Origin of the sequence: Aliivibrio sp. S2TY2, assembly GCF_028765525.1 — a bacterium.
GTDB classification, from domain to species: domain Bacteria; phylum Pseudomonadota; class Gammaproteobacteria; order Enterobacterales; family Vibrionaceae; genus Aliivibrio; species Aliivibrio finisterrensis_A.
This window is the reverse complement of sequence record NZ_JARACS010000002.1, coordinates 300,667-316,585: the sequence shown is the minus strand read 5'-3', so window position 1 is coordinate 316,585 and position 15,919 is coordinate 300,667. Positions and strand designations below refer to the sequence as shown.

Sequence of the window (15,919 nt, the reverse complement as noted above, 5' to 3'; positions counted from 1 at the left end):
GTGTGATCAAAAGTAGATTTCAATTTATTCTTAAAGAAAATATTTCAAAATGTTAACTAAGTTGGAGTGGTGGATTTTGCGAGACAGATCCAAAAGACTCTATTTGGTATGAATGTCGAATTAAATTGGCACAACTTTTAGTTTGATTGAAATATGCAATACATTGATTGTTTTTCAAACTTTAAATGAGAAGGTTTTATTTATAATGATATTAACTTATTGATTAAATTGAATAATAAAAATGGCATGTCTTTGGCAATAGGAGTAGTGAACATTAATTCATATTTATTAAAAAGGAAGATAGTATGCCAACTCCAGCTTATATGCGTATCGAAGGCGAAAAACAAGGATTGATCACAGCAGGCACTTTTACTGAAGATTCAGTAGGTAACATTTACCAAGAAGGCCATGAAGATGAAGTATTGGTACAAGGTTTTGAGCATCAAGTTCTATTACCTCGTGATCCTCAATCTGGTCAACCTACTGGTCAGCGTGTGCATAAGCCAGTACGTATTACAAAAGTATTCGATAAGGCATCACCATTAATGTATAACGCATTAACATCAGGTGAGAAGCTGCCAAAAGTTGAAATCAAATGGTACCGTACTTCAGCAACAGGTACACAAGAGCATTATTTTACGACGGTTCTGCATGATGCGATTATCGTTGATATCACGGCATCAATGCCAAACTGTCAAGATCCAGCACAAGCGCATTTCACACATCTAGAAGATGTATTTATGACCTATCGTGCTATTGATTGGACGCACGAAGTCGCAGGTACATCTGGTAATGATGACTGGCGTACAGCAATGAAAGCGTAACCACTCGCATTTTCGGGAGAGTCAATATCATAAACGTCCCTAGCTGTTTATGATGACTCTCCCTTTTTGTGTTTACGAGATACCAATTTATTGATGAGTTAAGCCGTTGGTATTACTAAATAAGTGTGTTTCAGGATGAATCATTATGCAGGATGCAAACCAAGCTCAATTTGAGATAGCCGTCGCTACCATTGATATTCCATTACAGGTTTATCAGTTCTCTGGTCATGAACAACTTGGTTCATTGTATCAATTCGATGTCACTTTTGTGTGTGAAGACCCAGAGCTAAAATTAGAGGAGTGGTTGCAATTACCTGTTTGCTTAACCTTACATCACAATAACCAAAATAATACAAAATATACGCCTAGATATGTTCATGGGATCATCGAATCAATTGAACAGCTTAATACTTCGTTTCGCTATAGCACTTATCGATTGTCATTAGTGCCTATTTTCTCATTACTTACTTATCGAACCAATTTTCAAGTATTTCAACACAAAACGGTTCCTGACATAATTGCCGAGATTTACCAACAAGCCGGAATTTTAACTAACCATTTTGATATTGAGTTATTTAATGCCCATGAGCCGAGAGAGTATTGTGTTCAATATGGTGAATCTGATTTAGATTTTGTTCAACGATTGATGTCTGAAGAAGGGATTATTAGTTATTTTGAGCATACTGATACCGGTTCAAAATTGATCATTTCTGATGGGCCAGAAATACATACAGAATTAGCGCCATTGTGTGTGGTGGCTAATAATGGAATGACTAAAGATAGTAATACCATTACTTCCTTAATAAAAAAACAAAAAGTGAACACGGGTAAGGTCTCAGTAAAAGACTATAATTTTGAAACACCAACTCGCTCCCCAATTGGAAAAAGACAGAACGATGATCAAGGTGAATGTGCATCTGAATTAGCGTTAGAGCATTACCAATACCCTAGTAACCAATTGTCATCAGAAAAAGCCACAAAGTACGCGTCATTAAGGTTAAAGCAACAAAGAACAGGCACTGTTGAGTTATTAGGCGAAAGTGATTGTGCGCAGTTAACCGCTGGCTATTTCCAGCCTATTCAAGAACACCCAAACCCAGAATGGAACGATATCTGGTTATTAACACACGTGACGCATTCAGGAAGGCAGCCCCAGGTACTTGAAGAATTAGCCGATGGCGGCTCAGAATACCACGCCTCATTTAGCTGTACGCCTTGGATGATGCCTTTTAAGACGATACAAAAGTCAAAACCACTGATCCATAATGTCGACACCGCGATAGTCACGGGTCCTGAAAATGAAGAAATCTATTGTGATGAGCATGGTCGTGTAAAAGTGCAGTTTCATTGGGATAGAAACGGCCAAGGAAATGAAAAGACCAGTTGCTGGTTACGAACTTCTCAAGGCTGGGCTGGCAATCAATATGGACAGTTTATTTTGCCAAGAATAGGGCATGAGGTCATTGTTAGCTTTATCCACGGTGATCCAGATAAACCAATCATTACCGGGTCTCTTTATAATGGCGATAATAAGCCTCCATATACTTTACCTGAGCATAAAACACGCAGCACCTTTAAAACCTCAAGTTCGTTAGGTGGTGAAAACTTCAATGAATTGCGTTTTGAAGATAAAAAAGACGCCGAGCAAATTTATATTCATGCAGCAAAAGACATGGATAGCCAGATCCAAAATGATCACACAATAGAAGTCTTTAACGATGAGCATAAGATTGTACATAACAATCAATTTAATGAGATAAAAAACAATAGAAATACGACCGTTGGTGGTAGTCAGTTTGAAACCATTAAAGGAGATTCTCATCATCAAGTTAATGGCTCTGTTCATAGCAAAGTAGGTAAAAAACGCTTAGAAGAGATTGGTTCTGAATTGCACTTAAAATCAGGGCAAAAAATAGTGTTAGAGGCAGGAACTGAAATCACCATTAAAGCCGGTGGCAGTGTAGTAAAAATCGACCCAGCAGGCGTTCATCTTATTGGTTCTGCAATTAACCTAAACTCAGGCGGTAGCGCAGGAAGTGGCAGCGGTTATGCTGGAAAAGTTGCGGTGTTACCAATGGGGAAAGAAGTTGAGCAGGCTGGGGAAGTTTCTAATGCTGCGAATAGGACATCTTATGATGGTGAAGTGTTAGAAGTCGCCAATTATCAGCAGCAAGTCACTACCGGAAGTGCAATTGTTGAAGAGTGTAATTGTGATGGAGAAGGAACATGCTCCGTACATTCAAACTAGATGATTATTCAATAACCAAACATCTTGAATATCAACCAATGAATAATAATAGATACGCTATTATTGAACCTAGCCTATTTGATGATCTGTTAGTGTATGTTTATCAACAAAATCCAGTTCTTGAATGGGATTATCTATTAGGCCATGAGTTTCAAGCGCGTAGCCCAATTATTATTAAATTAACGAGTAATGAAAGCCGTGATGATTTTTTGAATCGGTTTATTGCACAGCCATCAGGGAGTGTATTCTCATCTTCTCTCGATTTTAAAGCGTTTCAGCAGCAGGCTTTATATGCTTATACCATTATTAAAGAATCGGGAAATAAAGCGACATTACGATTTTTTGATCCAAGAGTATTACCAAGTGTGCTGTTGGCATTAAAACCTGAGCAGCTTGAGCAAATGTTTAACGGTGTTTTAGCTATTCAGTGGCATCACTACAACTCTTGGTTCGTATATCAAAGCTCTGTATCAACTGAATTGTCAGAAGATGTACATAGCTTTACTGAGGATCCAATTGTTATTGATAATACGCAACTTGCTTTAATGGATGAGATTCGAAAATATCAGTTGTTAGAGGATATTGCTCATCAATATCAACCAATTTTACCACCGTCACATCAAGCTATGGATATTCTTTTGGATGCGGATAAATACAATCCAACAATGGCACAAGAATACGAAGGGTATTTACGCATGAGAATTGACACGGGTTGTTTAGAAAAAGAGCCTCAATGGATGAGTATAAAGTTAGAGCAAAGTGACACCTCATTAACTGAGCGGATAAAAGGAATTCATCAACAAGTGAAAAGTCAGGAGCTAATATCATGAAGATTACTTTACCTGATGAAAAATATGGAAACGGTAATGACTGTGCGGTAAGCGGAGAGGGAACACCTGTATGTCAGACAGAGATTTTTGATTTAGGCTGGATGCAGGCAGATAAAACTCAAACGCAAGAAGAGTTGTTTTCTAGCTTATATACAGAAGAAACATTGGATAAACATAAAGCCCTTATTAAAAAGTATAATACTCACTTAAATGAGCCTGTTCGTCAGGGAGAAATTGTAATACTCCCGACAGTGGAACCAAAAACAGAAGGAAAAAAGAGTTGGTTTAATGAGCTTATAGAGGAAGCAAAAATTGCCAGTTTAGAGCTAGGGAAGCTACTGGATGAAGAGGTTGCGACTCTTCATCGTCACTTTGACTTATTCTCTCATCAATTATGGGAGCGTATTAAATCAGATGGTTTACCAACGGATTATTATGCTCAAGTGGCTACAGGGGTTGGGGCAACTTCAGCCCTAGTTGAACAAAACCTTAAAAATATTAATGGTATTTTATTTGAGATAAATGATTTGTATGCCTCACAAGTTGCGATGGCAAGTAGAATTGGTGGTGTGAATTATGGGTCATTTGTTGCTGAGCGAGCAGAGCTATTTAAAAAGCTTGATGGTTCTTTTGCTGTGCTTTCTAAACGTAGTGTTCAATTGCCAATATATAATCAAATTAAACGTAATTTGAAGTTATCGACTAAGTCAGTTATTCATAATGCTGATGAAATATTAAAAACTGGATATGTGAAAGAGTTAGGTAAGCGTATCGGAAATATAGCGATAGGCATTTCAGCCTCTAGAGGGTTGGGGTATGTCGGTTTATTAATTGGTGCGAATAGTGCAATGGATAATATTTATCAGGCGTGTAAGGTTGATAGGTCTGGTGATTGTGGTAAGACAACGACTCGTGAAGTCGCTGGGTTTGTTGGTGGATGGTATGGTGGTATTAAAGGAGGGACTGTCGGTGTAGGACTAGCAGTAGGTACTGTATTGTTTGTTGTTGGTGTTACTGCTTCCGCCCCTGTACTTGCTCTTGCTGCTATTGGTGGTGCGATTGTTGGCGGAGGTGCTGGTGGTATTGTTGGCTCGACGACAGGTAAAGCGGTTGGTGATGGAATGTACGATTTTTATGAATGGATGGTGGAATAAATGTCGGATGCAGTATGGTGGGAATTATTGATTATGGTTCCTGGCTCTATTTTTGCTGGATATGCTATAGCTTGGTCTGTTCCTGGTATGATTATGAGTGCAACTGTTTCACTGGGAAGTTTTAAACATATTATTTTTATTGATAAGCAATTAGCAAAAGACCTTGATAAATATTATGACAAAAATGGGCATATGCGGCCTCAATATCAAATGTCTTGGGAAATAGGCAGTCGATGCTTTGATTATTGGATTAAGTACCCATTCATTCGTAAGCGTGTAACAACTGATTCTATAAAATTTAAGGTTTTTATGTGGGTCAATGTTTTAGGGGTATGGAGCTATATTCTTTTTATTTTTTGTCTATTAATAGCTAAAACTTTCGATATTATTTAATTAAGTATTGTATATCATACTAAACAAGCTAACACTGGCTGCCGTAACAGCCAGTTCATTACTAGCGAATAACAATCTTCCTAGGAATTAACTCAATCCCTGCTTGATAACGCTTTGCTGAGGCATTTAACCCTAATGCTAAAGCACTATCAGCAATCAGTTCGAATTGCTGTGGTAGAGAGTTTACTTTGATAGGTAAAAAATCAAGCAAACGATTATCACCAAAGGTACCTAGTTTTATTTTGGTCATTAACTCCGGCTTTTCAATGAGTACATCTAAAATCCCTTCAAGCAAAATATAAGATGTCGTAATGATCGCGTCTGGAATTGTGTCATCTTTTACCCACTGTTCAAAAATTGCTTTTCCAGACTCACTGTTAAAGTGTTCCCCATAGCCAGTGATACTTGCTAAGCCTTTCTCTTTTGCCTTTGCTTCAAACCCTAACTGACGTTCGCGAGAAATATTCAGCTCTGGTAATGCACCAATTAGGCCGATTGATTTTACGTTTTCATTAACTACCGATTTAGTTAACTCGTAAGCCGCGTCAAAATCTTCACTGATCACACAACCAAAATGCTCGTCATCTAATGAACGGTCAATAGCAATAATTGGCGTGCCTTTTTCTTGAATACCAAAGTAGTAATCACTGCCATCGGGCAAACAGCTTGCAACAAACAAGGCGTCTATACGGCGACTGATTAAAGCATGAGCGACGTTCTTTTCGGTTTCAGGATCATCATCAGAGCATCCAATTAAAATTTGATAACCCGCTTTACGAGAGTTGTATTCTAAAAGTTTAGCCAGCTTGGCGTAACTGGTGTTTTCAAGATCGGGGATGATTAAACCAAACGAACGGCTACTGCCAGCGCGCAATGCAGATGCGGCATGATCAGGGCGGTAATTGTGTTCATTAACCACAGCCATGACTTTTAATTGTGTCTTTTCGCTGATGCGATATTTCTGTGCTTTACCATTGATGACATAGCTTGCAGTGGTTTTAGAGACGCCAGCAAGTTTGGCTATTTCATCTAATGTCATGGGTAAGATCCTTAAATTCTGTGGGTCGGATCATATAAATTTAGATCCAATCATTTTATGAGTTGAATTATATGCTGAATCGTTTCAGTATAAAAGCTGAAAGGATTCAGCAAATTTGAAAAACGTGATATTTACGTTATTTTTACTTTTTATGAAGCGTATTCATAAGTAGAAAGCATTTGCTGAACTTTTTTTAACTGTTTTGCTGAATCGATTAAGCTTTACTTGAGCAACGCTTAAACGGTGATTCAGCAGAGCACAAATTACAGATAAACAAGCGAGAGGCTAAGACCCATGCTGACATTGACAAAGAATGACATTACGTTGCAACAAGCAGCAACGGATAAGACAACGGCAATTAAAGCGATTGCAAAACAACTAACAGAAAAAGGCTTAGTTGCAGAGAAGTACGTAGACGGAATGCTAAATCGTGAGCAACAGAACTCAACGTTTTTAGGTAATGGTATTGCTATCCCACACGGTACAACAGACACCCGTGATTTAGTCAATAACACAGGCGTGGCTGTTCATCATTTTCCTCAAGGTGTTAACTGGGGTGATGGTAACGTGGTTTATGTGGCTATTGGTATTGCGGCTAAATCAGATGAACACCTAGGTATTTTAAAGCAACTGACTAAAGTCCTTTCTGCAGATGGTGTAGAAGAGAAGCTAAAACAAGCAAAAACAGAAGCAGACATCATTGCATTACTTAACGGTGAAGTGCAGTTTGAAGCCGATTTCGATGCATCACTTATCCAATTATTATTCCCTGCAAGCGATATGATCCAAATGAGTGCGGTTGCAGGTGGTTTACTAAAAAACAGTGGTAATGCAGAAAGCCAATTTGTTGCAGAGTTAGTAACTAAAGAGCCTACGCATCTAGGTAAAGGTTTATGGTTGGTAAGTACTGACAAAGGCGTTAAACGCTCTGGTATGTCTATCGTAACGACAGCAAATGGGTGCGAATTTAATGGCTTGCCTGTTAAAGGTTTGATTGCAATTGCTTCTTGTAACGCCTCTCATAAATCGTTCTTAACAACGATCACTAAGGTGGTTGCTGAGCAGCAGCAAGAGTCGATTCTATCTGCAACGTCTGAGCAGTTACTGGCGATGTTCTCTACTTCTACTGAAGAAACAGCAGTAAGTGCTGATGCTGATAATACCGCAACCTTTAAAATTAAAAATGCACACGGTTTACACGCTCGCCCGGGCGCAATGCTTGTTGCTGAAGCGAAAAAATACGAATCAAAAATCACCGTATTAAACGTAAATGGTGACGGAAAAGCGGTGAATGCGAAAAGCTTAATGAAAGTGATTGCGCTTGGCGTTAAACACGGTCATGAACTGCAATTTACAGCAGATGGTTCAGATGCAAAAGCAGCGCTTGCAGGCATTGGTGCTGCGATTGCTTCTGGTTTAGGCGAGGGTTAATTGATGAGCATTAATCAAAAAAGCAAAGTAGTTACTATCACACTAAACCCTGCTTTAGATTTAACAGGCAGTTTAGATGCGTTATCGGTTGGCTCTGTGAGTTTAGTTAGTAAAGGCTCACTTCATGCGGCGGGTAAAGGCGTAAACGTTGCTAAAGTACTGTCTGACTTAGGTGCAGAGGTGACCGTTACTGGTTTTCTAGGCCGTGATAATGAAGAGTTATTCTGCCAACTGTTTGAAGAGATGAAAGCTAACGATGAATTCATTCGTGTCGATGGCGCTACGCGTATTAATGTGAAATTAGTAGAGCAAGATGGCCGAGTGAGTGACATCAATTTCCCAGGAGTTGAAGTATCACAGCAGGCTATCGCCGAGTTTGAAGTTCGTTTATTTGAATTAGCTAAAACACATGAATTTTTCGTATTAGCAGGCAGTTTACCAAAAGGTATTTCTCCTGAGCTGTGTGCTGAGTGGATTGAAAAGCTGCATAAAATGGGTAAAAAAGTCCTATTTGATAGCAGTCGTGCAGCATTGGCAGCAGGTTTAGAGGCTCACCCTTGGTTAATTAAACCAAACGATGAAGAGCTATCTGAATTTGTTGGGCGTGAGTTAGAAACGCCAGAAGCGTGTCAGCAAGCGGCTCAAGATCTTGCACAAAAAGGCATTGAAAATATCGTCGTGTCATTAGGCTCAAAAGGAGTAATGTGGCTTGGTAAGAATGATGAAGTACAACCAGAATGGATGTATTCGCAACCGCCAAAGATGAGCGTAGTAAGTACCGTTGGTGCTGGTGATACATTAGTTGCTGGTCTTTGTTGGGGGCACATGCAGCAAGATTGGGCTCGTTCACACATCTTATCTTTTGCTACCGCTTTATCTGCTTTAGCGGTATCGCAGGTTGGCGTTGGCGTACCAAATGTCGAAGACGTAAAAGAATTACAAAAACAAGTAACCCTACACAACCCTATTTCTACAAACGTGCAGTAATGCGTTTAGACTTAGTTTAAGGACAGATTATGAAAAATATAGCTATCGTTACTGCATGCCCAAGCGGTGTAGCAAACAGCATCATTGCAGCAGGTTTATTAGAACAAGCAGCAACCAAACTAAATTGGAAAGCGACGATTGAATGTCAATCAAGCGTGTTACCCGTTGAGGTGTTAACTCAAGAAGTCATTGATACGGCGGATGTAATTGTTATTGCCGCAAATTCGGTGGTTGATACGTCTCGCTTTGTTGGTAAAAAAGTACACCAAGGTTCAATTTCTGAATGTGCAATTAACTCGCAAGTTTGGCTAGAAAATGCAGTAAATAATGCAAAAGAACTAACCGCTTCTGAAGTGACGGTTTCAGAGGCAGTGGCATCGACTGACGCGACAGGACCTAAGAAAATTGTAGCGATTACGGCATGTCCAACGGGTGTTGCTCATACTTTCATGGCAGCTGAAGCGCTAGAAGAAGAAGGTAAACGCCAAGGCCACATTATTAAAGTAGAAACTCGTGGCTCTGTGGGTGCAAAAAATCAGTTAACTGACCAAGAAATTGCCGAGGCTGATTTAGTCATCATCGCAGCGGATATCGAAGTTGCCCTTGATCGCTTTAATGGCAAACGCCTGTATAAAACAAGCACAGGTTTAGCGCTGAAGAAAACAGAACAAGAGATGAATAAAGCCTTCTCAGATGCGACTGTTTTCCAATCATCAGGTAAAGCGCAATCTTCTCAAACCGAAGAGAAAAAAGGCATGTACAAACACCTGATGACAGGGGTATCACACATGCTTCCTGTTGTTATTGCGGGTGGTTTATTGATTGCATTGTCATTTGTATTTGGTATCGAAGCATTTAAAGAGCCGGGTACTATTGCTGCAACATTAATGGACATTGGTGGTGGCGCGGCATTTGCGTTGATGATCCCTGTTCTTGCTGGTTTCATTGCGTTCTCAATTGCTGACCGTCCTGGTCTAGCGCCAGGTTTAATTGGTGGTATGTTGGCTAGCTCAACTGGCGCAGGTTTCCTTGGTGGTATCGCGGCGGGTTTCATTGCGGGTTATTCTGCAAAATTCATCGCAGATAAAGTATCTCTTCCTCAATCAATGGAAGCGCTTAAACCAATTCTAATCATTCCATTTGTGGCGAGTTTGTTCACTGGTTTGGTAATGATTTATGTTGTTGGTGGCCCTGTATCAGGCATCATGTCTGCGCTGACAGAGTTCCTAAATAATATGGGTTCAACTAACGCAGTATTACTGGGTGTGATTCTTGGTTGTATGATGTGTTTCGACTTAGGTGGTCCAGTAAATAAAGCCGCATATACATTTGGTGTAGGTCTTCTGGCTTCACAAACGTATGGCCCAATGGCGGCTATCATGGCAGCTGGTATGGTTCCTGCGCTAGGTATGGGTTTAGCGACATTCCTTGCTAAGAACAAGTTTGAAGCGGGTGAGCGTGAAGCAGGTAAAGCCTCATTTGTACTTGGTTTATGCTTTATCTCTGAAGGTGCGATTCCATTTGCAGCGAAAGACCCAATGCGTGTGATTCCAAGCTGTATGGCGGGTGGTGCATTAACGGGTGGTCTATCTATGCTGTTTGGTGCTCAACTACTTGCTCCACACGGTGGTCTGTTCGTACTTCTTATTCCAAACGCGATTACGCCAGTGTTCATGTACTTAGTCGCAATTGCCGCTGGTACTGCGGTAACTGGTTTTACTTACGCTTTCTTGAAAAATAAAGCGGATGCGAAAGAAGCAGTAGCTGCATAACTTACACACTATATAAATAAAATGGGCGCTTCCAAGATGATTGGAAGCGCCCATTTTTTTATGCTTTTTTAAAGCTAGAACATAAAGTTCACACCTGCACCAATAGATGAAATGTAATCATCTGAAGCTAGCGGCATGTATTGATATTCAATATTGAAGGTAGTGGAAGGAAACAGTCTCATTATGGTACCTACCGCAAGATAGGGCTTAGTTGATACCGCCTCTTGCTTTAATGTTTGATTGCCTTCTTTATATTGATATTCAACATTGGTGTGGTTTAAACCAAACTTCCCATAAAAAGAACCATAATAAGACATAGGGAAATACATTTTAGCGGCAATAGTAGCGCCTGTAGCTGATGCTTTATCACCATTAATTGCGATATCATTGATTGATGCTGTCATGTAGTAACTTAGATCCATCGCAAGCATTGGTGCGAAATGATAGTTATAACCCACTTGAGTCATTAAAGCGCTACCATGGGAACCGTCAATTTTTAGGTTTGCAAGACTTGGCTGAATATAGATTTGGTGTAAAGTGTCTGTTGCTTGCGCTGATGCAGTTGCCCCTAGCAACAAAAGTGGTAGTAACCTTTTCATTATAAACTCGTCTATTTAACCGAATGTGCGATTTTATTGTGAATGAGACAATGTTGTAAAGAGGAATTAAAGAAGAAATGACATTAACTATTTGGTTTACATTATTTTTGGTTTCATTGCTGGGAGCTATGTCTCCAGGACCAAGCTTAGCTACGGTAGCGAAACATACTTTATCCGGTAAGCGAATTAATGGTATAGCAGCCGCTTGGGCGCATTCAATCGGTATAGGCTGTTACGCTTTTATTACCGTTATTGGCTTAGCGGTAGTGTTGCAGCAATCACCAATGCTATTCAAAGGCATAAGCTATTTAGGTGCTGCTTATTTGGCTTATTTAGGTCTAGGCGCTCTGCGTTCCACGGGTGGAATTGCTGCAAGGCTTGAATCGGGACAACAAGTTACGATTATTGAGTCAGCAAAAGAAGGTTTATTGATTTCACTGTTAAACCCCAAAATTGCCCTGTTCTTTTTAGCCCTGTTTAGTCAATTTGTTGCTGTTGGTATTGAACCGTTAGACAAAGTAATTATTGTTATTACACCTATTGTTGTTGATGGGTTGTGGTACACAATAATTAGTTGTTTATTATCGGCTCCTAAGATTGTAGATAGGCTTCGAAATCAAGCTAAATGGATTGATCGCCTATCTGGTCTTGTGCTTATTCTTCTTGCTATTCGAGTGGTGTTTTCTGCGTAGTAAATTACTCTACAATCTTTATTTTGTTTAATTTAAAAGAGGAAGTGAGCTAAAAAGAAGAGTTCACTTTTTTATCCAATAGTTTTAGCTTAGTATGAACATTCTCAAACGTATAGCATTGTCATTTTATACGTAAAGTTATTCTATTTTTTGTTATTAATACATAAGGTTTCTCATGACGTTTCAAGCTGCAATTTTCGATATGGATGGACTGCTATTAGACACAGAACGTGTGTGTATGGGGATCTTTAAAGAGGCGTGTGAAGCTCAAAATGTTCCCTTTATTGAAGAGCTGTATCTTTCTATTATTGGTTGTAATGCAAAACGAATTGAACAGCTTTTCCGTGAGGGTTATGGCCCAAGTGTAGATTACCCAGCATTAAACCAAGAATGGCGAGTGCGTTACACGGCAGTAGTTAAGCACCAAGCAATCCCTGTAAAAGAAGGGGTTATTGAGCTTTTAGAATGGTTAAAAGCGAATAAAATCCCAATGGCGGTTGCTACATCAACACAGCATGATATTGCGATTAAAAAACTGGAATTAGCAGGTCTTGATGGTTACTTTGATGTGCTAGCAACAGGTTGTGAAGTTGAGCATGGTAAACCACACCCAGAGATCTATTTCTTAGCGGCAGAACGTTTAGGTATTTCTGCTGATGCTTGCCTTGCGTTTGAAGACTCTAATAACGGAACACACGCCGCAGTAGCAGCAAATATGATCACCTATCAAATTCCAGATCTAGTAGAACCAAGTGCAGAAGTGATTAAACTTGGTCATCAAATCCTACCTTCTATGATTGATGTGTTGGTTGATTTAAAAACCCGCAAAGCTTAAGTTGGTTTTGAGTTAATTAGTATTGAAATATAAATAAGGCGACTCACTGTTTAGTGCGTCGCCTTTTTTAGTTCTTGGAAATTATTATTTAGTTCTTAGCTAATAACTCGTCTAATTTAGGTTGAAGAACGTTAATCCAAGCAGAGTAGGCATTAGCGTTTAAATGCAGATCATCACAGGTAAAGTCATTCGATAAGAAGCCATTAGGACTCAGGATCTTATTAACATTCAAATAATCAATATTATGCTGCTGACAATAAGACTCTAAACGAGAGTTTAAGTCCGTAACTTTTGGGTTTAAATGAGCGAGTCTATTGCCACAATACAAAGTGCTTTGAACTAATACAGGACAGTTATTCTTTTGCCAATAAATTAGCATTGCGATGTAATTATCAAAAACAGAATCAACAGAAAATCCTTGAGATAAATCGTTAATGCCTGCCATGATTGAAATGAGTTTAGGCTTAACGGCTAATGTTGTTTCTATTCGACGTAGCATTCCAAACGTAGTGTCCCCTGCAATGCCGCGATTCACATGGGGAATTTGAGTAAATACATCTTGCCATGGGCCCCATTCAGTAATCGAATCCCCAAATAAAACCACATCAACGGTTGGCGTGAAAGTTTGGTGAGAGTCTACTAAATGAATATAACGGCTCATGCTATGTCCTCGTTGAGCGATATCGATTTCTTTGCAAAGGAACTCAATTTGTTGTGTTGGATCCTCGATGGTATTCAGTTTTGGTAATAACCCATCAATTTGAGAAACAAGAGAGCTCAGTTTGATAGAGAGCTGTAACTCGTCTTTTAAAGCGTGCAGCTCGTTGATTAACGCATATACAGAGATTGATTGAAACTGGTGGAAAAGATCATATAAATCGATAGATTCATTATTGAGTAGATAGGTCTTTAATTGAGCTTTCATTATTCATTCATCTTCTATAATTTTTCAAACGTATGTTCAATTTCATCAAGCATCCATTCCATGACATTTCCCATGCCACTGTCACGACGCTTTACAACCCCGATCTCAATTTGTAATGCATCAGGGATATGAAAAGCCGACAGTCGAGTAGTTTGGTCTCGATACCAGTCTGATTCTAAAACATGCTCAGGAACCAACGCCCATCCAACATTGCGGATCACCAAGGCCGTAATGTAGTAATAGCTGTCTATATACCAGTGATTGGCTGAGATGGCTTTTTCATGTGAGTGGCCGACGCGATCTCGAATAACCAATTGACGGTGTTGATTTAATTGCACCAATGTCGGTTTTTCAATTTTAGCTAATGGGTGTTGTGGTGAAACGATAAGCGCTTGGTTAAAAAAACCAAGAGACAGATATTCTAAAGAGTCAGATAAGGTATTTACGCGAAATAGAAAACCAAGATCTGCTTTTTTATCATCGACCCATTCAGCAATATCCGCTTGAGAGCCATTAATGATCGTCAGCTTTAATAATGGAAATTTTAGAGATAACTTTTGAAAGAAATCCTCAAACACATCAATAGGAACGGCTTCATCAAGAGCAACGGTTAATGCAATCTCTTCACCCGTGGCGACGGTATCAGCTCGGGCTTGTAAGCGTTCACACTGTTCAAGAATTGCCTGAGCCTCAATAAACATGTCTTCGCCATCTTGAGTTAAAACCGGTAAGCGAGCACTTCTATCGAAGAGATCAAATCCAAGATCGGCTTCTAGATTGGCAATTGCGGTACTAATTCGCGATTGCGCCTTCCCCATTTTGCGTGCCGCAGCAGAAAATGAACCACATTTTACAGAGGTCACAAAAGCGTTGAGTTGATCTAAAGTCCAATTCATTTTTTCTCCCCTTTTTGTAAACGGATATGGCGGTTAGAGCAATTTGGTGAAGGCTTAGGATTGATATTTTTTTTCTCAGACAGCAAATGGCGGATAGCTAAAATGGGGTGCTTTAATAGCATTCGTGGCCCAGAAAAACGCATCACTAAACGCATTTGCTCTTTAGGTTCAGGCTTATAACAATGAATAGGACAAGTATTGCAGGTGGGTTTGTTTTCGCCGTAAGGGCAACGATCTAAACGAACTTCAGCATAATCCATCAGTTGCTGGCACTCTTTACACAGTGCTTCGGAGTGATGGTTTTTCTTACAATAAATCTCAATCATTGCAGAGACAGTTTTAAACTCAGTGTTGAGTTTACCAAGTAGAATATGACTGCTTTTCATCTATTGCCCACGCTTTAAAACATCGTAATAGATCTAGTATAAAGGGGAAATGAAATTGGGTGAAGTGTTCACTTTTTCATAAATGAATTATGGCTTAGTATTTCCTTATCCCCCAAAGCATATTGCTCCTAAGTGTATGCGCCAAAAGCCATTTAGTTTCGTGCTAAGTGGCTTTTTCTTTGACTCTATAAAAAAGGGGCTAAGTAAATCACAATCTCACAAAAAAACGGAAAGTATCAAAATTAATTAATATTAACTTGTATTTGATACTTTATGGTAATTTAATAGTGAGTGAATCAATAATAATGGTCCTGTACTTACTTAGAACACTCTATAAAACAGTGAAGGAAATTATTATGAACAAAGCATTATTAGTATTACTTACTCTTGCCTCATTCTCTAGCCAAGCTTTTGAAGTATCAAGTACTGATATCCATGAAGGTCAACTGATGAATAGCAAATTTACCTTCTCAGGCATGGGCTGTACTGGTGACAACATCTCTCCACAACTAAGCTGGAAAGATGCGCCAGAAGGAACAAAGAGTTTTGCTATTACTGTGTTTGATCCAGATGCACCTACAGGTAGCGGTTGGTGGCACTGGTTAGCGCTTAACATTCCTGCAAGCGTAAGTAGTGTTGAACAAGGTTCGGCAATGAAAAATACATTACAAACGAAAAATGACTTTGGCACTATGAGCTATGGTGGCGCTTGTCCTCCTGCTGGCGATGGTATGCACAGATATCAATATACAGTGTGGGCATTACCACAAGAGAAAATCGATTTACCTGCCGATATTTCACCTGCGGTAGTTGGTTATACTCTAAATAGCATGGCATTAGACAAAGCCGTATTAACCGCGACATACGTGCGCTAATATGAATTTAAATTGGTAAAATAGGGGGATAAA

16 protein-coding genes are annotated in these 15,919 nt (G+C 39.4%); 11 read left to right on the top strand and 5 right to left on the bottom strand.

The features are described from left to right. Positions 1-305: 305 nt before the first annotated feature. From PVK63_RS05240 to PVK63_RS05220, 5 genes are all read left to right on the top strand, one after another. The gene (locus PVK63_RS05240; RefSeq protein WP_045104268.1) at positions 306-824 is read left to right on the top strand and encodes an Hcp family type VI secretion system effector; all 519 of its coding nucleotides are present in this window, start codon (positions 306-308) and stop codon (positions 822-824) included. A 145-nt stretch (positions 825-969) separates the two neighbouring features. Then, entirely contained in the window at positions 970-3,072 is a 2,103-nt protein-coding gene (locus PVK63_RS05235; RefSeq protein WP_274439973.1) for a type VI secretion system Vgr family protein, read from the top strand. Continuing rightward, entirely contained in the window at positions 3,051-3,902 is an 852-nt protein-coding gene (locus PVK63_RS05230) for a DUF4123 domain-containing protein (RefSeq protein WP_130043550.1), read from the top strand. The genes PVK63_RS05235 and PVK63_RS05230 overlap by 22 nt, the downstream gene beginning before the upstream one ends. Beyond that, positions 3,899-5,056 (top strand): hypothetical protein, encoded by a 1,158-nt coding sequence (locus tag PVK63_RS05225; protein ID WP_274439972.1) that lies wholly within the window; start codon positions 3,899-3,901, stop codon positions 5,054-5,056. Before PVK63_RS05230 ends, PVK63_RS05225 begins: the two co-directional genes overlap by 4 nt. Next, on the top strand, positions 5,057-5,449 hold the full coding sequence (locus tag PVK63_RS05220; RefSeq protein ID WP_207216106.1) for a hypothetical protein: 393 nt from the start codon (positions 5,057-5,059) through the stop codon (positions 5,447-5,449). A 61-nt stretch (positions 5,450-5,510) separates the two neighbouring features. Here PVK63_RS05220 and cra read toward each other — a convergent pair whose 3' ends face one another. Further along, positions 5,511-6,488, bottom strand: coding sequence for a catabolite repressor/activator (cra, locus tag PVK63_RS05215; RefSeq protein WP_274439971.1), 978 nt, complete (start codon positions 6,486-6,488; stop codon positions 5,511-5,513). 294 nt (positions 6,489-6,782) lie between these two features. On the opposite strand from cra, the gene fruB reads away from it, so the two are divergent. From fruB to fruA, 3 genes are read left to right on the top strand one after another with little or no spacing between them, the layout of a single operon-like run. After that, positions 6,783-7,919 (top strand): fused PTS fructose transporter subunit IIA/HPr protein, encoded by a 1,137-nt coding sequence (gene fruB / locus PVK63_RS05210; protein ID WP_274439970.1) that lies wholly within the window; start codon positions 6,783-6,785, stop codon positions 7,917-7,919. 3 nt (positions 7,920-7,922) lie between these two features. Then, entirely contained in the window at positions 7,923-8,906 is a 984-nt protein-coding gene (gene pfkB / locus PVK63_RS05205; RefSeq protein WP_274439969.1) for a 1-phosphofructokinase, read from the top strand. Between the two features lie 29 nt (positions 8,907-8,935). After that, on the top strand, positions 8,936-10,678 hold the full coding sequence (gene fruA, locus PVK63_RS05200) for a PTS fructose transporter subunit IIBC (RefSeq protein ID WP_130086232.1): 1,743 nt from the start codon (positions 8,936-8,938) through the stop codon (positions 10,676-10,678). Positions 10,679-10,752: 74 nt separating this feature from the next. Here fruA and PVK63_RS05195 read toward each other — a convergent pair whose 3' ends face one another. Further along, positions 10,753-11,277 (bottom strand): outer membrane beta-barrel protein, encoded by a 525-nt coding sequence (locus PVK63_RS05195; RefSeq protein WP_274439967.1) that lies wholly within the window; start codon positions 11,275-11,277, stop codon positions 10,753-10,755. Positions 11,278-11,354: 77 nt separating this feature from the next. Here PVK63_RS05195 and PVK63_RS05190 point away from each other — a divergent pair, with 77 nt between their 5' ends. Then, positions 11,355-11,969 (top strand): LysE family translocator, encoded by a 615-nt coding sequence (locus PVK63_RS05190; RefSeq protein WP_130086234.1) that lies wholly within the window; start codon positions 11,355-11,357, stop codon positions 11,967-11,969. Positions 11,970-12,144: 175 nt separating this feature from the next. Further along, the gene (locus PVK63_RS05185; protein WP_274439965.1) at positions 12,145-12,804 is read left to right on the top strand and encodes an HAD family hydrolase; all 660 of its coding nucleotides are present in this window, start codon (positions 12,145-12,147) and stop codon (positions 12,802-12,804) included. An 88-nt stretch (positions 12,805-12,892) separates the two neighbouring features. On the opposite strand, the gene PVK63_RS05180 is transcribed toward PVK63_RS05185, so the two are convergent. From PVK63_RS05180 to PVK63_RS05170, 3 genes are read right to left on the bottom strand one after another with little or no spacing between them, the layout of a single operon-like run. Next, positions 12,893-13,729: an SGNH/GDSL hydrolase family protein gene (locus PVK63_RS05180; RefSeq protein ID WP_274439964.1), complete on the bottom strand. Its 837-nt coding sequence runs from the start codon at positions 13,727-13,729 to the stop codon at positions 12,893-12,895. A 14-nt stretch (positions 13,730-13,743) separates the two neighbouring features. Then, the gene (locus PVK63_RS05175) at positions 13,744-14,625 is read right to left on the bottom strand and encodes a LysR family transcriptional regulator (protein ID WP_130086237.1); all 882 of its coding nucleotides are present in this window, start codon (positions 14,623-14,625) and stop codon (positions 13,744-13,746) included. Further along, positions 14,622-15,011 (bottom strand): nitrous oxide-stimulated promoter family protein, encoded by a 390-nt coding sequence (locus tag PVK63_RS05170; RefSeq protein WP_274439962.1) that lies wholly within the window; start codon positions 15,009-15,011, stop codon positions 14,622-14,624. Before PVK63_RS05170 ends, PVK63_RS05175 begins: the two co-directional genes overlap by 4 nt. A gap of 356 nt (positions 15,012-15,367) precedes the next feature. On the opposite strand from PVK63_RS05170, the gene PVK63_RS05165 reads away from it, so the two are divergent. Beyond that, on the top strand, positions 15,368-15,886 hold the full coding sequence (locus PVK63_RS05165) for a YbhB/YbcL family Raf kinase inhibitor-like protein (RefSeq protein WP_130043561.1): 519 nt from the start codon (positions 15,368-15,370) through the stop codon (positions 15,884-15,886). Positions 15,887-15,919: the final 33 nt, after the last annotated feature.